The 19,142-nt window shown below is 76.1% G+C and carries 20 protein-coding genes; 14 read left to right on the top strand and 6 right to left on the bottom strand.

Annotation, left to right across the window (positions count from 1 at the left end; all coding sequences use genetic code 11):
* Nucleotides 1–81 precede the first annotated feature (81 nt).
* Nucleotides 82–720, bottom strand: coding sequence for a cytochrome c oxidase subunit 3 (ctaE, locus tag ACYVKY_RS03275; RefSeq protein ID WP_460433562.1), 639 nt, complete (start codon nt 718–720; stop codon nt 82–84).
* A 147-nt stretch (nt 721–867) separates the two neighbouring features.
* On the opposite strand from ctaE, the gene ACYVKY_RS03270 reads away from it, so the two are divergent.
* Together ACYVKY_RS03270 and trpD are read left to right on the top strand one after the other, a co-directional pair.
* On the top strand, nt 868–1,293 hold the full coding sequence (locus ACYVKY_RS03270; RefSeq protein ID WP_460433561.1) for a hypothetical protein: 426 nt from the start codon (nt 868–870) through the stop codon (nt 1,291–1,293).
* A gap of 28 nt (nt 1,294–1,321) precedes the next feature.
* Entirely contained in the window at nt 1,322–2,371 is a 1,050-nt protein-coding gene (gene trpD, locus ACYVKY_RS03265) for an anthranilate phosphoribosyltransferase (protein WP_460433560.1), read from the top strand.
* Between the two features lie 135 nt (nt 2,372–2,506).
* On the opposite strand, the gene ACYVKY_RS03260 is transcribed toward trpD, so the two are convergent.
* The gene (locus tag ACYVKY_RS03260) at nt 2,507–2,785 is read right to left on the bottom strand and encodes an Lrp/AsnC family transcriptional regulator (RefSeq protein ID WP_460433559.1); all 279 of its coding nucleotides are present in this window, start codon (nt 2,783–2,785) and stop codon (nt 2,507–2,509) included.
* An 85-nt stretch (nt 2,786–2,870) separates the two neighbouring features.
* On the bottom strand, nt 2,871–4,694 hold the full coding sequence (locus tag ACYVKY_RS03255) for a DEDD exonuclease domain-containing protein (RefSeq protein ID WP_460433558.1): 1,824 nt from the start codon (nt 4,692–4,694) through the stop codon (nt 2,871–2,873).
* A gap of 164 nt (nt 4,695–4,858) precedes the next feature.
* Here ACYVKY_RS03255 and ACYVKY_RS03250 point away from each other — a divergent pair, with 164 nt between their 5' ends.
* The 3 genes from ACYVKY_RS03250 (at nt 4,859) to ACYVKY_RS03240 (ending at nt 7,841) form a co-directional block, all read left to right on the top strand.
* A complete protein-coding gene (locus tag ACYVKY_RS03250) occupies nt 4,859–5,173 on the top strand; it encodes a hypothetical protein (RefSeq protein ID WP_460433557.1) in 315 nt (104 codons plus the stop codon).
* Complete coding sequence (locus ACYVKY_RS03245; RefSeq protein ID WP_460433556.1) at nt 5,145–6,632, top strand: hypothetical protein; 1,488 nt, start codon at nt 5,145–5,147, stop codon at nt 6,630–6,632. The genes ACYVKY_RS03250 and ACYVKY_RS03245 overlap by 29 nt, the downstream gene beginning before the upstream one ends.
* A 72-nt stretch (nt 6,633–6,704) precedes the next feature.
* On the top strand, nt 6,705–7,841 hold the full coding sequence (locus tag ACYVKY_RS03240; protein ID WP_460433555.1) for a glycosyltransferase family 4 protein: 1,137 nt from the start codon (nt 6,705–6,707) through the stop codon (nt 7,839–7,841).
* A gap of 30 nt (nt 7,842–7,871) precedes the next feature.
* On the opposite strand, the gene ACYVKY_RS03235 is transcribed toward ACYVKY_RS03240, so the two are convergent.
* Both ACYVKY_RS03235 and ACYVKY_RS03230 read right to left on the bottom strand, forming a co-directional pair.
* The gene (locus ACYVKY_RS03235; RefSeq protein WP_460433554.1) at nt 7,872–9,431 is read right to left on the bottom strand and encodes a hypothetical protein; all 1,560 of its coding nucleotides are present in this window, start codon (nt 9,429–9,431) and stop codon (nt 7,872–7,874) included.
* Nucleotides 9,428–10,213 (bottom strand): ABC transporter ATP-binding protein, encoded by a 786-nt coding sequence (locus tag ACYVKY_RS03230; protein ID WP_460433553.1) that lies wholly within the window; start codon nt 10,211–10,213, stop codon nt 9,428–9,430. Before ACYVKY_RS03230 ends, ACYVKY_RS03235 begins: the two co-directional genes overlap by 4 nt.
* An 87-nt stretch (nt 10,214–10,300) precedes the next feature.
* Between ACYVKY_RS03230 and ACYVKY_RS03225 the strand changes: the two genes are divergently transcribed.
* The gene (locus ACYVKY_RS03225; RefSeq protein ID WP_460433552.1) at nt 10,301–11,812 is read left to right on the top strand and encodes an APC family permease; all 1,512 of its coding nucleotides are present in this window, start codon (nt 10,301–10,303) and stop codon (nt 11,810–11,812) included.
* Here the strand turns inward: ACYVKY_RS03225 and ACYVKY_RS03220 are convergent.
* Nucleotides 11,803–13,590 (bottom strand): AMP-dependent synthetase/ligase, encoded by a 1,788-nt coding sequence (locus tag ACYVKY_RS03220; RefSeq protein WP_460433551.1) that lies wholly within the window; start codon nt 13,588–13,590, stop codon nt 11,803–11,805. The two genes, ACYVKY_RS03225 and ACYVKY_RS03220, sit on opposite strands and share 10 nt — an antisense overlap.
* A gap of 164 nt (nt 13,591–13,754) precedes the next feature.
* Between ACYVKY_RS03220 and ACYVKY_RS03215 the strand changes: the two genes are divergently transcribed.
* From ACYVKY_RS03215 to ACYVKY_RS03180, 8 genes are all read left to right on the top strand, one after another.
* Nucleotides 13,755–14,222, top strand: coding sequence for a polyketide cyclase / dehydrase and lipid transport (locus tag ACYVKY_RS03215; RefSeq protein WP_460433550.1), 468 nt, complete (start codon nt 13,755–13,757; stop codon nt 14,220–14,222).
* Entirely contained in the window at nt 14,219–14,674 is a 456-nt protein-coding gene (locus ACYVKY_RS03210) for a hypothetical protein (RefSeq protein ID WP_460433549.1), read from the top strand. The genes ACYVKY_RS03215 and ACYVKY_RS03210 overlap by 4 nt, the downstream gene beginning before the upstream one ends.
* A gap of 113 nt (nt 14,675–14,787) precedes the next feature.
* Nucleotides 14,788–15,228 (top strand): SRPBCC family protein, encoded by a 441-nt coding sequence (locus ACYVKY_RS03205; protein ID WP_460433548.1) that lies wholly within the window; start codon nt 14,788–14,790, stop codon nt 15,226–15,228.
* 40 nt (nt 15,229–15,268) lie between these two features.
* Nucleotides 15,269–16,465, top strand: a complete 1,197-nt coding sequence (locus ACYVKY_RS03200) for an ArsA family ATPase (RefSeq protein ID WP_460433547.1) — start codon at nt 15,269–15,271, stop codon at nt 16,463–16,465.
* Entirely contained in the window at nt 16,462–16,854 is a 393-nt protein-coding gene (locus ACYVKY_RS03195) for a hypothetical protein (protein WP_460433546.1), read from the top strand. The genes ACYVKY_RS03200 and ACYVKY_RS03195 overlap by 4 nt, the downstream gene beginning before the upstream one ends.
* 97 nt (nt 16,855–16,951) lie before the next feature.
* Nucleotides 16,952–17,911 carry an ROK family glucokinase gene (locus ACYVKY_RS03190; RefSeq protein WP_460433545.1) on the top strand — a complete coding sequence of 320 codons (960 nt, stop codon included), beginning with the start codon at nt 16,952–16,954 and terminating at the stop codon, nt 17,909–17,911.
* Nucleotides 17,911–18,900, top strand: a complete 990-nt coding sequence (locus ACYVKY_RS03185) for an ROK family glucokinase (protein ID WP_460433544.1) — start codon at nt 17,911–17,913, stop codon at nt 18,898–18,900. The genes ACYVKY_RS03190 and ACYVKY_RS03185 overlap by 1 nt, the downstream gene beginning before the upstream one ends.
* On the top strand, nt 18,897–19,142 hold a 246-nt coding region (locus tag ACYVKY_RS03180), incomplete at its 3' end, for an endonuclease/exonuclease/phosphatase family protein (protein WP_460433543.1). The genes ACYVKY_RS03185 and ACYVKY_RS03180, both read left to right, overlap by 4 nt.

The raw sequence follows: 19,142 nt of genomic DNA, 5'->3' as shown, positions 1-19,142 counted from the left end.
TTCCTGCAGGGGGTCGTCGGGTCTTCTGCCCCAGGGCGGGTGGCGGATGCGCAGCCCGCGACCCGGGGACCGTGTCGGTGGTCACTTCAGCACGTAGATCACCAGGAACAGGCCGATCCACACCACGTCGACGAAGTGCCAGTAGTACGACGTGACGACGGCGCTGGTGGCCTCGTGGTGACCGAACTTCTTGGCCGCGAAGCTGCGGCCGATGATGAGCAGGAAGGCGATCAGGCCGCCGGTGACGTGCAGGCCGTGGAAGCCGGTGGTCAGGTAGAAGACCGAGCCGTACGGGCTGGACGCGATCGTCAGGCCCTCGGAGGTCAGCACGGCGTACTCGTAGACCTGGCCGGAGACGAACACCGCGCCCATCACGAAGGTGAGGACGTACCACTCGCGCATGCCCCAGCGGCGCAGGTTCAGCAGCGAGCCGGTGCGGCCCGGCTGCAGCCGCTCGGCGGCGAACACGCCGAACTGGCAGGTGACCGAGCTCAGTACCAGGATGATCGTGTTCGTCAGCGAGAACGGGATGTTCAGCAGCTCCGGCTCGGTCGCCCACAGGTTCGGCTCGACCGCGCGGATCGTGAAGTACATGGCGAACAGGCCCGCGAAGAACATCAGCTCGCTGCTCAGCCACACGATGGTGCCGACGGACACCATGTTGGGCCGGCTCAGGGCCGGGTGCGCTGGGGCCAGGGGCACGGAGGTCGCGGTCGCCACGCGACCAGTATGGCCTTCCCCCGCCCGGATGGCGCAGCCGACCCCCCGGGGAACGCGCCGGTCGTCGCCGGTGTTCCAACCACTACGCTGGCGCCACCCGACCGACCCCGCCGCGCCCGCGCGCGGCGACGAGCGACAGGACCCCCGATGGACGCCAGCACGCCGGCCCGCCCCGTGCGGGTGCTGCTCTACAGCGACGACTCCGACACCCGCGCAGCGGTGCGGCTCGCCGTCGGTCGGCGCCCGGCGTCGGACCTGCCCGAGGTCGAGTGGGTCGAGTGCGCGACGCACGACGCGGTGATCGAGCGCGCCGACGCGGGTGGGCTCGACCTGCTCGTGCTCGACGGCGAGGCCGCGCCGTCCGGGGGCATGGGGCTGTGCCGCCAGCTGAAGAACGAGGTCTTCCGCTGCCCGCCCGTCCTGGTCCTCACCGGGCGGCCGCAGGACGCCTGGCTCGCCACCTGGTCGCTGGCCGACGGGGCCGTGCCGCACCCGCTCGACCCGCTGGCCGTCGCGAGCGCCGTCGCCGACCTCGTCCGCGGCCGGCTCGCCGGCGCGCCGGTCGCGCACTGACCCGCCCCCACCACCCGACGGGCCGCCGATGAGCACCGAGCGCACCTGGCCGTCGGTGCTGTCGACCCTGCTCGCCGGTCACGACCTCGGCCGCGACGACACCGCCTGGGCGATGGACCGGGTGATGTCCGGCGAGGCCGACCCCGTCCCGCTCGCCGGGTTCCTGGTCGCGCTGCGCGCCAAGGGCGAGACGGTCGAGGAGCTGCACGGGCTGGTCGACGCGATGCTCGCCCACGCCGTCCGCATCGAGGTCGAGGGTCCCTGCGTCGACGTCGTGGGGACCGGCGGCGACCGCCGCAACACGGTGAACATCTCGACGATGGCCGCGCTGGTGGTCGCCGGGGCGGGTGCGCGGGTCGTCAAGCACGGCAACCGCGCCGCGTCGTCGTCGACGGGCTCGGCCGACGTCCTGGAGGCGCTCGGCGTCGACCTCGACCTGCCGACCGACCGCGTCGCCGGCGTGGCCGAGCAGGTCGGCATCACGTTCTGCTTCGCGCAGCGCTTCCACCCCGCCATGCGGCACGCCGGGGCGGTGCGCGCCGGGCTCGCGGTGGCGACGGCGTTCAACTTCCTCGGCCCGCTGACGAACCCCGCGCAGCCGGTCGCCAGCGCGATCGGCGTCGCCGACCCGCGGATGGCGTCGGTGATGGCGGGCGTCCTGGCCGCGCGCGGCCGCTCCGCGCTGGTGTTCCGCGGCGACGACGGGCTCGACGAGCTCACCACCACCGGCCCGTCGCGGGTCTGGTGGGTGCGCAGCGGGCAGGTGCAGGAGCAGGAGCTCGACCCCGCGCGGCTGGGCCTGCCGCGCTCCGAGCTGTCCGACCTGGTGGGCGGCGACTCCGCCCACAACGCCGCGGTCGTGCGCGAGGTGCTCGCCGGCGGGCGTGGTCCGGTGCGCGACGCCGTGGTGCTCAACGCCGCCGCCGGCCTGGTCGCGCTCGACGAGGCCACCGGCGCGGGCTCCGGCGACCTGCACGACCGGTTCGCCGTCGCCCTCGAGCGCGCGACCGCCTCGGTCGACACCGGCGCCGCCGCGAAGGTGCTCACCAGCTGGGCCGAGGCAACGAGACAGGGCTAGTCGGCTCGCTGGCGCTCGCGCGGCCCCGGCTCCACCGAGGGTCGCCCCCTCCCACCTCGGCTCGGTCGCTGCGCTCCCTCGCTCGGTGCGCCGGGGACGACCGGAGCCGGGACCGGGTTCCGCGTGGTCGCCTTCCTACTCCAAGCCGAGCGAGAAGGCGGCGTCGAGGTCGTGGCGGGAGTACGTGCGGAACGCGATGTAGGTGCGGGTGCCGATCACGCCGGGCACCTTGCTGATGCGGTCGGCGATGACGTCGGCGAGGGCCTCGTGCTCGCGGACGCGCACCATCGCCACCAGGTCGGTGTCGCCGGTGACCGAGTAGACCTCGCTGACGGCCTCGATCTCGGCGATGCGCTGGGCCGCCTCCGGGATGGTGTCGACCTCGGTCTCGATCAGCACGATCGCGGTGATCACTGGGCGCCTCCCGGACGTCTCGCGCGTCCGGCCGGACGCTCGCGGGCAGCCTAGCGACGGGCGGGCGGCGAGGCCGGGGGAGACCTCAGGCCACGGGGACGCGGCCGCGCAGACCGAGCGGCCGCTCGAAGCCGGCGGGGGACTGCTCGGGCAGCCCCTCCAGGCGCGCCTGCACCGACCCGGCGCCCCCGGCCGGGCAGCTCCAGGTGCCCTCGAGGTGCACCAGCCGCACGCCCGGCTGCTCCAGCCAGCGCAGCACGATCTCGGTCTCCTCCGGGTGCGCGGCCGGTGCGGGCCCGGGGGCGGGGCGCACGACCTCGCCCTGGAGCCGCACCGCCTCGACGTAGGGCATCGGGTCGGCGCCGCGGGGGCTGCGGGCGGTGCCGGCCAGCCGGCCGTGCCGGACGACGACGATCTCCCAGCCGCCCTCCTGCGGGTCGCGCCGGGCGGCGACGAGCTCGGGGGTGGTGGCCAGCGGCTCGAGCCGCTGGGTGCGCACCGCACCGCGGACGAAGGCGCGCAGGCGGTCGCGGGCGGTGGCGGCGTCCTCGAAGCGCTCCTGCTCCGACAGCGTGCGGATGCGCGCCAGCAGGTGGTCGGCGAGGGGCGCGGCGTCGCGGGTGATGGCGGCCCGGGCGCGCTCGACGAGCTCGGCGTACTCCTCGCGCGGCTGCTCGCCGGTGCAGGGGGCGCCGCAGCGGCCGATCTCGGCGAGCACGCAGGCGCGGGCGTCGGCGGCGGGCGTCGCGGGCAGGCGGGGGCTGCAGCGGCGCAGCGCGAACGCCTCGTGCAGCGCGGCGACGGCCTGCTCGGCGGCGGCGTGGGTGCGGAACGGGCCGAGGTAGGTGGCGCCCTGGTGCACGTCGTCGCGCACCGTGCGCACGATCGACAGCCGCGGGAACGGCTCGACGGTGAGCTTGACCCACGGCGCCCGCTCGGGCCGGCGGGAGCGCCGGTTGTACGGGGGGTCGTGCTCGGCGATGAGCCGCAGCTCGCGCACCTGCGCCTCGAGCGTGGTGGCGCAGACGATGGGTCGGACCCGGGTGGCCAGCTGCACCATCTCGGCGATGCGGCTGCGGGTCTCGGACGCGGTGAAGTAGCTGCGCACGCGGGAGCGCAGGTCGCGCGAGGTGCCGACGTAGAGCACCTCGTCGCCCGGGCCGTGGAAGACGTAGACCCCGGGGGCGTGGGGCACCGCCTCGGCGAGGTGGCGCTTGCGCCGCTGCGCCAGGGTCACCCGCGAGGTGAAGGTGGTGAGGTCCTCCAGCGAGGTGACCCCGTGGTTGCCGACGCGGGCGAGCAGCGCGTGCAGCACGTCGACCGTGGCGCGGGCGTCGTCGAACGCGCGGTGGGTGGGCGCGACGCGGGCGTGGACGTGCGCCGCCAGGGTGCTGAGCTTGTGGTTGCGCACCTCGTCGCGGGCGAGGGCGTACCGGGCGAGCCGCACGGTGTCGAGGACGGTGACGCCCGGCCACGGCAGCCCGCACCGGGCGGCGGCGGCCTTGAGGAACGACACGTCGAACCCCGCGTTGTGCGCGACCAGCACCGCGCCGCGGGCGAACTCGAGGAACGCCGGCAGCACCGACTCGATCGGCGGGGCCGTCGCGACCATCGCGTCGGTGATGCCGGTGAGCGCGGCGATCGTGGGCGGGATGGGTCGGCCGGGGTCGACGAGGGTGGCGAGCTCGCCGAGCACCTCGCCCCCGCGCACCTTGACCGCGCCGATCTCGGTGATGCCGCACTCGGCGGCCGAGCCGCCGGTGGTCTCGAGGTCGACCACGACGAAGACGACCTCGTGCAGCGGCGTGCCGAGGTCGTCGATCGTGGACTGCGACCACCGGCCCGACCGAGGCGTCGCGCCTGCGGGACCCGTTGCCGCCCAGGGCGGTCCGGGGGTCGTGGTGGTCATGCGGCGACGCTACGTCGCGGGTCCGACATCGCCCCGCTGCCACGCGGGCGGACGTCGGACGCGACCGCGTTGTCGGTGGGCGTCCCTAGCGTCGTCCACGTACCGACCGGGAGCCCGGCTCGGACGACGACCGGCCGGCCACCGCCGGGTGGGAGGAGGACCCGATGATCATCGACTGCGACACCTGCCGGGTGCGCGGCCCGGCGTGCGGCGACTGCGTCGTCACCGTGCTGCTCGGCCGCCCGGGTCAGGCGCCCGACCTCGACGCCGCGGAGCAGCGGGCCATCGGCGTGCTCGCCGCCGGCGGCCTGGTGCCGCCGCTGCGGCTGGTGCCCGCCCGCGTCCGCGCCGAGGGTGCGGGCTGCCCGGCGCACGACGTCCCGGACGACTGCTCGGACTCCGAGCGCCGGAACGGTCCGGCCGGGCGTCCGGCGCCCTACGATCGGGGCCGTGACGACGGATCCGCGCGCGCCGGGTGACCCGGGTGACCCGCGCGCCGGCGGAGCCGTCCCCGGGTCCGACCGGCCCGAGCCGTTCGTCCCGCACGGCCGGTACGGCCCGTCCGGTCCGGGCGACGGGCAGCAGCGGTGGGCCGACCCACCCCGCCGCCGCGGCCGCGCCGGTCGCGTCGCGTCGGGGGTGCTGGTCGTCGGGGTGCTGCTGGCCGGCACCGTCCTGGTGGCCGATCGCCTCACCGACCGCGACAGCCCGACGCCGCCCGCGGCCACGTCGTCCGACCCGGCCGCCGCGCCGGTGCGCACCGACGCCGAGCAGGAGCGGCTCGCCGCGATGGACGCGCTGCTGCTGCGTCGCTCCGGCGCGCTGCTGGCGCGCGACCGCGACGCGTGGCTCGGCACCGTCGACCCGCAGGCCACCGAGTTCGCGCAGCGGCAGGCCGCGTTCTTCGACAACGCCGCCGAGGTGCCGTTCAGCGTGGTGCGGATGGAGTACGGCGGCGTGGGCCCGGGGCTCGCGCCCGAGCGGTCGGCGCAGGTGGGGCCGGGCGCGTGGGTGGCCCGGGTCAGCTTCGTCTACCAGATCGCCGGCGCCGACGTCGCCGACGTGCGCCGCGACCGGTACCTGACCCTCGTCCAGCGCGACCAGGAGTGGTTCGTCGCCGACGACGCCGACGGCAGCCGCACCGTCGACCTGTGGGACCTCGGCCACGTCACCGCGCGCCGCGGCGAGCGCTCGCTCGTCCTCGGCACCGGCGACCCCGCGCTGCTCGACGACCTGGTGGCGCGCTCGGACCGCGCGGCGCGCCAGGTCGATGCCGTCTGGGGCGAGCAGTGGCCGCGCACCGTGGTGGTGCTGGTACCGGCCGACCAGTCGCAGATGGCCGCGCTGCTGAACCGTCCCGACGAGGTGGGCCTCGACCAGATCGCGGCGGTCACGACCGGCGCCGTCGGGCAGACCTCCGGCCCCGCGGCCGACCGCGTCATCGTCAACCCGGCGGGCTTCGCCCGGCTGCGCGACGTCGGACCCGACGTGGTGCTCGCCCACGAGATGACGCACGTCGCCGTGCGCGCCCGCGGTCCCGGGCAGGGGCCGCTGTGGGTGAGCGAGGGGTTCGCCGACTACGTCGCCTACGACGGGCGCGAGCTGTCGCGCCGCCAGGTGGCGGGCGACGTCCTCGACCTGGTGGCGGCGGGCACCGGACCGACCGCCCTGCCCACCGACGCCGACTTCGACCCGCGCAACGGCACGATCGCGCCGGCGTACTCCTCGTCGTGGCTCGCGATCGACCTGATGGCGCGCACCTTCGGCGAGGAGGCGGTGCTCGCCTTCGTGCACGCCCAGGTCGGCACCTTCACCGCCGACGGGGTCGCGGGCGAGGAGCCGGTGGCGGTCGAGCAGGCGTTCCTGACCGCGACGGGCACCGAGCTGGCCTCGTTCCAGGTCACCTGGCTCGCCTACCTCGACGACCTCGCCGACTGACCCGCCCGACCGACCCACCCGACCGACCCGCCCCTCGGGGCCGCAGGGTCGACCGACCCCTAGGGTCGGTGCATGCCCAGCGGTCGCACCTTGGTCGTCACGAACGACTTCCCGCCCCGCACCGGCGGGATCGAGTCCTTCGTGCTCGCGATCAGCCGGCTGCTCGACCCCGAGCGGGTGGTCGTGCACACCGCCCGCCAGGAGGGCGACGCCGCGTTCGACGCCGACCTGCCGTTCGAGGTGGTGCGCGACCCGTCCCGGCTGATGGTGCCGACCCCCGCGATCACCCGCCGGGTCGCGCAGACGGCGCGCAGCCGCGGCTGCGACCGGGTCTGGTTCGGCGCGGCCGCGCCGCTCGGGCTGATGGCTCCGGCGCTGCGCGAGGCCGGGGTGCGGCGCACCGTCGCCACCACCCACGGGCACGAGATCTGGTGGGCCACGGTGCCCGCGACGCGGCCGCTGCTGCGGGCGATCGGCGAGCGCAACGACGTGCTCACCTACCTCGGCGACTACTGCCGCCGCCGGATCGGCCGGGCGCTCACGCCCGCCGCGCGGGAGCGGATGCGCCAGCTCACGCCGGGGGTCGACCACGAGGCGTTCCGGCCGGGCGCGGGTGGGGCGCAGGTGCGCGCCGAGCTGGGGCTCGGCGACGACCCGGTGGTGGTGTGCGTCTCGCGGATGGTGCCGCGCAAGGGCCAGGACGTGCTGGTGAAGGCGCTGCCGCGGGTCCGCGACCGGGTGCCCGGCGCCCGCCTGCTCGTCGTGGGCGACGGGCCGCACCGGCGCGCCGTCGAGCGGCTGGCCGACCGCACCGGCGTGCGCGAGCACGTGGTGTTCACCGGGCGGGTGCCGTGGGAGCGCACCCCGGCGTACCACGACGCGGGCGACGTGTTCGCCATGCCGACCCGCACCCGCCTCGGCGGCCTCGAGCCCGAGGCGCTCGGCATCTGCTACCTCGAGGCGGCGGCGTGCGCGACGCCGGTCGTGGCGGGCGACTCCGGCGGCGCGCCCGACGCGCTGCTCGACGGCGAGAACGGCTTCGTGGTCGACGGCCGCGACGTCGCCCAGGTCGCCGACCGGATCGTGCGGCTGCTCACCGACCGCGAGCTGGCCGACCGGTTCGGCCGGCGCGGGCGCGAGTGGGTCACGCAGCGCTGGGGCTGGCAGGACCAGGCCGACCGGCTGGTCGAGCTGCTCGAGCCGCGCTGACCGGACCGATCACGACAGCTCGCGCGGGCCTCAGCCTCGCGCGACGGCCTGCACCACGGCCGAGCGCACGACCGGGTCGTCCCAGCGGCGGGCGGTGCGCCGCAGGCTCAGCGCGGTCAGCACCAGCGACGGCACGCAGACCAGCACCGGCAGCCACGGCTGCGAGGTGCGGGCCGTGGCGGCGACCACGATGGCGAGCAGCACGGTCGGACCCGCGAGCTGCACCGAGCACGACGCCATCCGGCCGGGCGGGGCGGGGGAGTCGCGGGTGGTGCGCAGCTCGGCACGGTGCGGCGAGGTCACCGACCAGCGCAGGCACCGCGCCACCACCTGGCCGGTGAGGGCCAGGGTCCCGACGCCGAGCGCGGTGAGCACCGTCGGCGTGATCCGTCCGGTCGCCCCGAACAGGGTGGCGGCGCCCGCGGGGACCGCTGTGAGCAGCACCAGCTCGGTGAGCACCAGCCCGCGCGCGACCAGCCAGGTGCGGGGCGGGTCCGGCAGGCTCTCGCGCCACACCGCGCCCTCGCCGTCCAGGCAGAAGGCGTTCACCCCGAACAGCAGGCCGCCGCCGGCCGCGACCACGGCCGTGAGCAGCACGACGTCGGTCGCGCCGACCCGGGCGACCAGGCCGCCCGCGAGCGGCACCAGCAGCAGCACGAGCAGGCCCCGGCGCAGCGGCGGCGAGCGCAGCACCGAGCGCCAGTCGGTGCGCCTCCACGCGCGCAGGCCCGTGACGGGCCCGCGCGCCGGCAGCGGGCGGGAGGTGTGCCGGTGGGTCTCCTGCCGGGACTGGTCGCGGCTGGGGCGGCGCTCCAGCACCCGGCGCAGGCCGGCGCCGGCGACCACCAGGACGGCGGCGGCCACGAGCAGCGCCGCGGCGGTGGCGAGCGTGGCGGCGGTGCCGCCGGCGACGGGATCCAGGACCCTGTCCTCGAGGAACCGCGCGGCCGGCGAGTCGAGGAGGTCGACCAGCGCGCCCGCGTCGACGGCCAGCACGCCCACCACCACGGCGGCCAGCACGCCACCGCGCAGCCACCACCGTCCGCCCCGCAACGTCCGGACGAGCTCGACCGCCCAGGTGGCCAGCTGGCCGAGGGCCGTGACCGCCACCGCCCAGGCCGCCGTCATGGTCAGCGCCGCGGCGACCGCCGTCGCCGGCAGCGGCACCGCCAGCCGGTCGGCCTGCACGCCCGCGGCGCTGGCCGTCACCAGCGCCAGACCGCCGACCTGGGCCCACCAGGCCAGGTTGAGCGGCGCCAGCAGCAGCGCCGACAGGTGCTCGGTCGCGGGCGCGACCGGGTAGGCGACCAGCTGCGCCCGCGGGACCAGCTCGCGACCACCGGAGGAGGCGACGGCCGCCGTGAGCAGGCCGAACACCAGCAGCAGGTGCGCCGCGCCGACCAGCTCGACGACCTGGGTCGCCGCCTGCTCCGGCAGCCGGTGCGCGGTCGCGGCCGCGGCGGCGCACAGGACCGGCAGCGGGACGACGAGGACCACCAGCGCGACCAGCGCGGCAGCGCGCGTCCGCCCGGTGGTGGCCGCCCAGCGGAACCGGACCAGCTCGGCCACCTGGCGCAGCGCGGTGCTCACCGCAGCAGCTCGCGGTAGCGCGCCGCACCGCGCTCGCCGGTGAGCTCACCCGAGGGGAGCGCCGCCACCTCGCGACCGCCGCGCAGCACGACGGCGTCGTCGCAGCACCGCACGGCCAGCTCGAGCAGGTGCGTCGACACCAGGACGGCGGCCCCGCGGGACCGGGCGTCCTGCACCAGCTCGAGGGTGGCGTCGACGCCCAGCGGGTCGACGCCGTCGAACGGCTCGTCGAGCAGCAGCACCTCCGGGAGGTGGAACCCGGCCAGCAGCACCGACAGCCGCCGCGACATGCCGTGGCTGAAGCCGGCGCAGACCCGGTGCGCGACGCCGGCGAGGTCGAAGCGTTCGAGCTGGTCGCGGGCCCGCGTCGTCCAGTCCGGCCCCATCCCGCGCATCCGCGCGGACAGCTGCAGGTGCTCCCAGGGCGTGGCCCGCGGCACCAGGCCGCCGACGTCGGGGCAGTACCCCGTGACGCGGCGGGCGGCGAGCGGGTCGGCGACGGCGTCCGCGCCCGCGAGCCGGACCCGCTCGGCCGACGACGGCGGCTGCACGCCCCCGAGCACCTTGAGCGTGGTCGACTTGCCGGCGCCGTTGCGCCCCACGAGCGCGACGGCCTGACCGGCACGCACCTGCAGGCTCACGCCGTCGACGGCCAGGACGTCCCCGAAGCCGACGCGCAGGTCGCGCACGTCGACGACCGGGCCGGGCGGGCCGTCGCCTGCTGTCGGGCCGTCGGGGGAGGGGTGGACGCGCGCGTCGGCCGGTGCCGGGGTGTGGTCCACCCCTCCAGTCTGCGGGACGCCCGCCCGCCGCGTGCCCGGAATCGCACGAGGTGCGCACCGGCCAGCCGGGTCCTAGCGTTCCCGCCCATGGGGATCCTGCGCCGCAAGAGCGTCGAGGACGTGCTGGACCAGGTCGGCACCGAGGAGGGGGACGGGCACGGCGGCGATGAGCCCGGTGCCGGTGGCCGGCTCGCGAAGCGGCTGCGCGCCCGCGACCTGATCGGGTTCGGCATCGGGATCGTGATCGGCACCGGCATCTTCACCCTCACCGGGCTGGAGGCCAAGACCAGCGCCGGGCCGGCGATCATGGTCTCGTTCCTGATCGCGGGGGCGGTGAGCCTGCTGGCCGCGCTCTGCTACGCCGAGCTGTCGTCGGCGGTGCCGGCGGCGGGCAGCTCCTACACCTACGCCTACACGACGATCGGCGAGGTGTTCGCCTGGATCATCGCGTGGGACCTCATCCTCGAGTTCGCCCTCGGCGCCGCCGTGGTCGCGCGCGGGTGGTCGGGGTACGTGCTCGGGGTCTTCCCGGCGCTGCCGTCGGCGTTCTTCGGCGAGGAGTCGGTGGTGAACCTCGGGGCCGTCGCGATCGTCCTGGTGCTCGGGGTGGTCGCGCTGGTCGGCGTCCGCGAGTCGGCGTGGGTCACCAACACGCTCGTGGTCGTGAAGGTGTCGGTCTGCCTGTTCGTCATCGGGGTCGGCGTGTTCTTCGTCAAGGCGGCGAACCTGACGCCGTTCGTGCCCCCGGCCGAGACGATCCCCCCGGACGAGCAGCTGGGCGGGCTCAAGGCGCCGGTGTGGCAGTTCCTCACCGGGGTCGAGCCCACGGCCTTCGGCCTGGTGGGCGTGTTCACCGCCGCCGCGGTGGTGTTCTTCGCCTACAGCGGCTTCGAGGCCGTCGCCAACCTCGGCGAGGAGACCCGCAACCCGAAGCGGGACATGCCGGTCGGGCTGCTGGGCACCCTGGCCATCTGCACCCTGCTCTACGTCGGCGTCTGCTTCGTCCTGACCGGGATGGTGAGGTACACCGACCTCAGCGAGGGCGACGCCGTCGCCCAGGTGTTCCGCGACGTGGGGCTGGGCTGGGCCGGTGTGCTGATCGGCCTCGCGGCCGTCGCCGGGCTCACCTCGGTGATCCTGGTCGACCTGGTGGCGATGGGGCGGATCGGCTACGCGCTGGCCCGTGACGGCCTGCTGCCGCCGCGGCTCGCCCGGGTGCACCCGCGGTGGAACACCCCGGTCGTCATCACGGCCATCACGATCGGCGCGGTCTGCCTGCTCGCGGCGTTCGTGCCGCTCGACGCGCTCGCCGAGATGGTCAGCATCGGCACGCTGTTCGCGTTCCTGGTCGTGTCGATCGCGGTGCCGGTGCTGCGCCGGACGCGGCCCGACATGGACCGGCCGTTCCGCACCCCGCTGTCACCGGTGCTGCCGGTGGTGTCGGCGGTCTGCTGCGTGGCGCTGATGGCGAACCTCGCCACCGACACCTGGCTGCGGTTCGTGGTCTGGCTCGCGATCGGCCTGGTGATCTACGCCGTCTACGGCCGGCGCCGCTCCCGCCTGGCGCGGCAGGAGCGGCACGAGCACGCTCAGGCGTAGAGGCCCTCGACCGCCTCGGCGAAGTCGTCCATCACGACGTTGCGCTTGAGCTTCAGGCTCGGCGTGAGGTGGCCCGACTCGACGGTGAAGTCGGTGGTGAGCAGCTCGAACCGGCGGATCGACTCCGCGCGCGAGACCGCCTTGTTGGCGTCGTCGACGGCCTCCTGCACCGCGGCCCGGACGGCCTCGTGCTCGGCCGCCTCCTTCGCCGACATCTCCGGCAGGCCGTTGTTCTTCAGCCAGGTCGGGAGCATCTCCTCGTCGAGGGTGACCAGGGCGGCGACGTACGGCTTGGCGTCGCCGACCACGATGCACTGGCTCACCAGGGGGTGGGCGCGCAGCCGGTCCTCGAGCACGGCCGGGGCGACGTTCTTGCCGCCCGCGGTCACCAGGATCTCCTTCTTGCGTCCGGTGATCTTCAGGTAGCCGTCGTCGTCGAGGCTGCCGAGGTCGCCGGTGTGGAACCAGCCGTCGACGACCGCCTCGGCGGTCGCCTCCGGGTTGTTCCAGTAGCCGCGGAACACGTGCGGCCCCTTGAGCAGGATCTCGCCGTCGTCGGCGATGCGGACCGCGTTGCCCGGCAGCGACGGACCGACCGTCCCGATCTTGGTCTTCTCCGGGACGTTGACCGAGTGCGGGGCGGTGGTCTCGGTGAGGCCGTAGCCCTCGAGCACGGTCAGGCCGATGCCGCGGAAGAAGTGGCCGAGCCGCTCGCCGAGCGGGGCGCCGCCGGACACCGCGTACTGGGCGCGACCGCCCATCGCCGCCCGGAGCTTCGGGTACACGAGCTTGTCGAACAGCGCGTAGCGCAGCCGCAGCGGCAGTCCGGTCGACCCGGTGTCCTGCGCCTTGCTGTACGCGATCGCGGTGTCGGCCGCGGCGCGGAAGATCTTGCCCCGTCCGTCGCCCTCGGCCTTCTGCTCGGCGGAGTTGTAGATCTTCTCGAACACGCGCGGGACGGCGAGCAGGAAGGTCGGCTGGAACTCGGCCAGGTCGGGCAGCAGCGTCTTGATGTCGGCGGTGTGGCCCATCGTCGCGCCGCCGGCCATGCAGAGCACCTGGATGAACCGGGCGAACACGTGCGCCAGCGGCAGGAACAGCAACGTGCTGGCGCCCTCGGCCTGCACCACCTGCTCGATCCGCTTCGTCGCGTTCTCGGTGAGCGCCACGAAGTTGCCGTGGGTGAGCTCGCAGCCCTTCGGCCGCCCCGTGGTGCCCGAGGTGTAGATGATCGTGGCGAGGTCGTCGGTGCCCGCCGCGCTGCGACGCTGCTCGAGCTCGTCGTCGGTGACGTCGCCGCCGGACGAGGCCAGGGTGTCGAGGTCGCCCGCGTCGACGACCCAGGTGCGCGCCAGGGACGGCAGGTCGCCCCGCACCTGCTCGACGGTGGCGAGCAGCTCCGGGGTCTCGACCACGACGGCGACGGCGCCGGAGTCGCCGAGGATCCACTGCACCTGGTCGGCGGAGGAGGTCTCGTAGATCGGCACCGTGACGCCGCCGGCGAACCAGATCGCGGCGTCGGTGAGCGTCCACTCGTAGCGGGTGCGCGCCATCAGCCCGACCCGGTCGCCCGCGCCCACGCCGGCCGCGACGAGCCCCTTGGCCAGGGCCTGCACCTCGGCGAGGAAGTCGGCGGCGGTGACGTCGTGCCAGGCCGACCCGACCTTGCGGCGGTACACCACGAGCGCGGGACGGTCGGTGGCGTTGCGGACGACGAAGTCGGTGATGTTGGCCGAGGCATCGACCTCCACCAGGGCCGGGGTCTGACTCTCGCGCACGGGGGAGCTCCTGCGATCCGGGGGCGGCGTGTGAGGCAGACCCTACTGGTCGGTACCTGCCGGGTCACCCGCCGCGTGGCGCGCACCACACGTCCGGTCGATCCGCGGCCGGGCGGGTCGATCCGCGGCCGGGCGGACCGGGTCGACCGTGCCACAGTGACCCCGTGCCCGTGCTCGACCTGGTCGACGACACCTACCTCGACGTCCCGCCGTCGCGGCTCGCGGCGCTGGTGCGCGATCCCGCGCGCTGGGCGACGTGGTGGCCCGACCTCGCCCTCGAGGTCACCCGCGACCGGGGCGACAAGGGCGTGCAGTGGGCCGTCGTCCCCGCGGCCGCGGCGCGCCCCGCCGGTCGCGGCCGGCCGGTCGTGCGCTGGACGGGGACCGCGGAGGTCTGGCTCGAGCCGTGGCGCGACCGGGGGACGGTGCTGCACCACTACCAGCGGCTCGACCCGCTGACGCCGGCGCGGCTCGCGCCGGCGCAGGTCGACCGGCTCCGTGCCGGTCGGGCCACCGCCTGGAAGCACCACGTGCACCGGCTCAAGGACGAGGTCGAACGCGGTGCGCCCGCTGCCGGCGACGGTGCCGGGGGTCAAGATCGCGGCCGGGCACGCCGATCCAACAGGAGATGAGCGAGATGACCGATGCCACCACCCCGGCCGCGGCGCCGGTGCGGCGCTGCCCCGCGTGCGGGGCGGTGCGCCCGCCGACGGCGCGGTGGTGCCTGCAGTGCTACGCCGCCTTCGACCCGCCGCAGCCGGCACTCGGCCCGCAGGAGCCCGTGCGGCCCCGTGCCGGAGCGACCCAGCCCGCCGCTGACCCGGCGGTCGGCACCGACGGCCGCACCGGCGACGGCGACGACGAGGACGAGGACGCCGGGCCTCCCGCCGACCGCACCGAGCTCGACGACCGGGCCGAGCAGATGCTGGCGCAGCTGTCGCAGGAGACCACCGACCAGCCCGGCGGGCGCCTCGGTGGCCTGACCGGGTCGAAGGGCTCCAAGGCGGGCCTGGCGATCGGCGGGGCCGTGGGCCTCACGCTGCTGCTGCTCGCCGCGATGGCGGTGCTCGGCGCCCTGCTCTGAGCCGCCCCCGGGGCGCGTCGCCGACCGGGCGCGGCCGGTAGCCTCCTGCCACGGCTGCACCGTGCGGCACCCGTGCAGCACCGTGCAGCAACCGACCCCGCAGGAGGCGACGGATGGCCGAGTCGACCGAGTCCAGCACCCACGTCGAGGCGTCCCCGGACGCCGTGCTCGCCGTCATCGCCGACCTCGAGCGCTACCCCGAGTGGGTCGCGGGGGTGAAGTCGGTCGAGGTGCTCGAGACCAAGGCCGGACGGCCGAGCCGGGCGCGCTTCGTCGTCGACCAGGCGCCGATCCGCGACACCTACGTCCTCGACTACACCTGGAAGGTCGTCAAGGCGGGGACGGGCACGGTGTCCTGGTCGCTGGTCGAGGCGGGCACGATGAACGGCCTCGACGGCGCGTACGAGCTGTCCGCCGCGGGCGGCGGCACCGACGTGACGTACCGGCTGGCGGTCGACGCGAAGCTCAAGCTGCCGGGTCTGCTGCGGCGCAAGGCCGAGAAGACCGTCGTCGACACGGCCCTGAAGGGCCTGCGTCGCCAGGTCGAGGGCTGACGGTCCCCGGCGTGCCGCTCGGGACCGCAGGGTGCGGGCGGTGAGCACCCGCCCGTCCGCGCCGCTGTCGTCGCGCACCCTGCTGCTCACCGGCAAGGGCGGCGTCGGCAAGACCACCGTGGCCGCGGCGACCGCGGTGCACCTGGCCCGGCGAGGCGTGAAGACGCTCGTGCTGTCGACCGACCAGGCCCACTCCCTCGGCGACGCCCTCGACCGACCGCTCGGCCCGGTGCCCCAGGAGGTCGAGCCCGGGCTGTTCGGGCTGCAGGTCGACCCCCGGGCGCGCCTCGAGACGCACTGGCGGCACGTGCAGGAGCACCTGGTCGCGGCCCTCGACGAGCTCGGGGTCGACCGGGTGGCGGCCGAGGAGCTCACGGTGCTGCCGGCCGCCGAGGAGGTGCTCGCCCTCCTCGAGCTGCGCGACCAGGTGCGCAGCGGCACCTTCGACGCCGTCGTGGTCGACTGCGCACCGACCGCCGAGACGCTGCGTCTGCTCGCGCTGCCGGAGGCGCTGTCGCTGTACCTCGCCCGGGCCGTGCCCGTCGGGCGGCGGGTCGCCCGCGCCGTGCGCACCGGCCTGGCCGGTACCGGCCGCGACCCCGTGCTCGACGCGCTGCACCGGCTCGCCCGCGAGCTCGCCGACGTGCGGGCCGTCCTGACCGACCCGGCGACCAGCGTCCGGCTGGTGCTCACCCCCGACTCGGTGGTGCTGGCCGAGGCGCGCCGCTCGTACACGTCCCTGTCGCTGCACGGCTACGTCGTCGACGCCGCCGTGGTGAACCGCCTCGTCCCCGCCGGCGAGGACCCCTGGCGCGCCGTGCGCGCCGCGCACGAGGCCCGGGTGCTGGCCGCCGCGGCCGACGCCTTCGCGGGCCTGCCGCTGCTGCGCGCGCCGCACGCGGTCGCCGAGCCGGGCGGCCCGGACGCGCTCGCGCAGGTCGCCGGGGACGTCTACGCCGACGACGACCCGATGGTGCGGGCCGCAGCGCGGCCCGCGCAGCAGGTCGAGCGCGACGGCGAGGAGTTCGTGCTGGTGCTGCAGGTGCCGCTGGCGCGGCGCGAGGACGTCGACCTGGCCCGGCGCGGCGACGACCTGCTGGTCCAGGTCGACGGCGCCCGGCGGGTGCTGCACCTGCCGAGCGCGCTGCGGCGGTGCCGCGTGCGCGGCGCGGCCCTGCGCGACGGCGAGCTGCGGGTGCGGTTCGCGCCCGACCCCGAGCTGTGGCGGCCGCTGTGACGAGCCCGCAGCACGACGACGCCCCGGGCGGCGTCCACGAGGAGACGGCGCGGCTGTTCGCCGCGCTCGAGGGCGCCGCCGCGGCGTGGGCCCGCGGCCCGGCGTCCGACCCGCAGGACCCTGGCGACCCGGCTCCGGAGCCGGAGGGGCACCTGCCGACCACGTGCGGGGTCTGCCCGGTGTGCCTGGCGCTCGACCACGTCGGACGCCGGCACCCCGACGTTCTGGTGCACCTCGGCGAGGCGGTGCGGGCGCTCGGCGCCGCGTTCACCGCGCTCACCGCCGAGGCCGGCCGGGCCGACGGGGGCGCGACGCCGCGGCCGGCGCCGGCCGGTGCGGACGAGCCCGCCCCGACACCATCGACCGAACGCATCGACGTCACCGACTGAGCCGCGTCGCGTCCCGTTGTGCGTTCTACCTGAACGCAACTGCGCCGGCGCGGACGTCCTGCCGTCAGGTCCCGCACGTGGCACTACGCTCGGGGGCGTGATCACTGTCGGCGTCGACATCGGTGGGACGAAGATCGCTGCTGCGGCGGTCGACGAGCGGGGGACCGTCGTCGCGCGCGCCAGGCGCGACACCCCCGAGGAGCACGCGGCCGCGATCCTGCACTCCGTCGCCGAGATGGTGCGCGAGCTGTCCGACGGCACCCAGGTCGGGGCGGTCGGCGTCGCCGCCGCCGGGTTCGTCGACTCCGCCCGCTCCACGGTCGTGTTCGCCCCGAACCTGCCCTGGCGCGACGAGCCGCTGCGCGACCTGCTGCAGGCGGAGGTCGACCTGCCGGTCGTGATCGAGAACGACGCGAACGCCGCCGCGTGGGGCGAGTTCCGGTTCGGCGCCGGCCGCGAGGCCGACGACATGGTGCTGGTCACGATCGGCACCGGCATCGGCGGCGGCGTGGTGAGCGACGGTGCGCTGCTGCGGGGCGGGTACGGCATGGCCGCCGAGATCGGCCACCTGCGGGTGGTGCCGCGCGGGCTGCTGTGCGGCTGCGGCAACCGCGGCTGCTGGGAGCAGTACGGCTCGGGGTCGGCCCTCACCCGCCGGGCCCGCGAGCTCGCGGCCGCCGAGCCGCAGACCTACGCGGCGCTGCTCGAGCAGGCGGGCGGCGACGCGGCGAAGGTCGAGGGCGAGATGGTCACGGCGGCCGCGCAGGCCGGTGACGAGGCGGCGACCGCCCTGATGACGGCGTTCGGCACCGAGTTCGGCGAGACCCTCGCCAGCCTGGTCGCCGTGCTCGACCCCGAGCTGGTCGTGGTCGGCGGCGGCGCGAGCCAGGCGGGGGACCTGCTGCTGCACCCGATCCGGCAGGGCTTCGGGTCGGAGCTGATGGGCCGCGGGCACCGCCCGCAGGCGCCGGTGGTGACCGCGCGGCTGGGCAACGACGCCGGGATGATCGGCGCCGCCGACCTCGCCCGCGACGTGCTGCCCGGCGGCCGCTCCTAGTGGAGCCCGCGGACGGCGGGAGCGGTGGGCCGCTCGCCGTCGGCGTCGACATCGGCGGCACCAAGGTCGTCGCCGGGCTGGTCACGACCGACGGCGACATCGTCGCGACCCGCCGCCGCAGCACTCCCGGCCGCGACGTCGCGGCGGTCGAGGACACCATCACCGACGTCGTCCTCGAGCTGGTCGAGGCGGCGTGCGGACGCGACGTGCGCGGCGTCGGGGTCGGCGCCGCCGGTTTCGTCGACGCCGACCGCGAGCTGGTCATGTTCTCGCCGCACCTGGCCTGGCGTCGGGAACCGCTGCGAGCGGCGTTGTCGCGCAGGCTGTCCCGCGACGTCCTCATCGACAACGACGCCAACGGCGCCGCCTGGGCCGAGTGGCGGTTCGGTGCCGGCCGCGGCGAGCCACGGCTGGTCTGCCTCACCCTCGGCACCGGCATCGGCGGCGGGCTGGTCACCGACGGCCGGCTCGAGCGCGGCCGGTTCGGCATGGCCGGCGAGTTCGGCCACATGGTGCTCGTGCCGGGCGGGCTGCGCTGCGAGTGCGGCAACCGCGGCTGCTGGGAGCAGTACGCGTCCGGCAACGCGCTCGGCCGGGAGGGGCGTGAGCTCGCGCACGGCGGCTCGCCCGTCGCCGCCGAGCTGCTCGCGCGGGCCGGCGGCGACCCGTCCGCGGTCCTCGGCTCGGTCGTGACGGCGGCCGCCCGCGACGGCGACCCGGCGTCGGTCGAGATCGTCCGCGAGGTGGGGGAGTGGCTCGGGCTCGGCGTGGCCAACCTCGCCGCGGCGCTCGACCCCGGCACCGTCGTGGTCGGCGGAGGCGTCAGCGAGGCGGGCGAGCTGCTGCTCGGTCCGGCGCGAGAAGCGTTCTCGCGCAACCTGACCGGACGCGGGTACCGTCCGCAGGCCCGGCTGGTCGGCGCCGAGCTCGGGCCGCTCGCGGGCCTGGTGGGCATGGCCGACCTGGCCCGGCACGAGGCGTCCGCGTGAGCGACGACGTCCTGCGGGTGCTGTCCTGGAACGTCCGCGACATGCTCGGCGACCCGTGGGCCGTGCGGCGCGTGCTGCTGGCTGCCCGCCCCGACGTCGTGTGCCTGCAGGAGGCGCCGCGGCTGGTCGCCACCCGCCGCCAGCTCGCCGTCGTCGCCCAGCGCGCCGGCCTGACCTTCGTGGCAGGCGGCCGCCGCGGCGCGGGCACCGCGGTGCTGGTCGGCGCGCGCACGCTCGTGCAC

It is taken from the genome of Angustibacter speluncae, assembly GCF_054777815.1.
The sequence above is the reverse complement of the archived record's forward strand: the minus strand, read 5'-3'. Positions and strand labels throughout refer to the sequence as shown.

Bases quoted from the DNA above. Each gene is read 5' to 3' on its own strand.
- ACYVKY_RS03240 (WP_460433555.1), top strand. From the start codon at position 6,705: ATGCCCAGCGGTCGCACCTTGGTCGTCACGAACGACTTCCCGCCCCGC.
- ACYVKY_RS03210 (WP_460433549.1), top strand. From the start codon at position 14,219: ATGAGCGAGATGACCGATGCCACCACCCCGGCCGCGGCGCCGGTGCGG.
- ACYVKY_RS03225 (WP_460433552.1), top strand. From the start codon at position 10,301: ATGGGGATCCTGCGCCGCAAGAGCGTCGAGGACGTGCTGGACCAGGTC.
- ACYVKY_RS03250 (WP_460433557.1), top strand. From the start codon at position 4,859: ATGATCATCGACTGCGACACCTGCCGGGTGCGCGGCCCGGCGTGCGGC.
- ACYVKY_RS03270 (WP_460433561.1), top strand. From the start codon at position 868: ATGGACGCCAGCACGCCGGCCCGCCCCGTGCGGGTGCTGCTCTACAGC.
- ACYVKY_RS03205 (WP_460433548.1), top strand. From the start codon at position 14,788: ATGGCCGAGTCGACCGAGTCCAGCACCCACGTCGAGGCGTCCCCGGAC.
- ACYVKY_RS03255 (WP_460433558.1), bottom strand. From the start codon at position 4,694: ATGACCACCACGACCCCCGGACCGCCCTGGGCGGCAACGGGTCCCGCA.
- trpD (WP_460433560.1), top strand. From the start codon at position 1,322: ATGAGCACCGAGCGCACCTGGCCGTCGGTGCTGTCGACCCTGCTCGCC.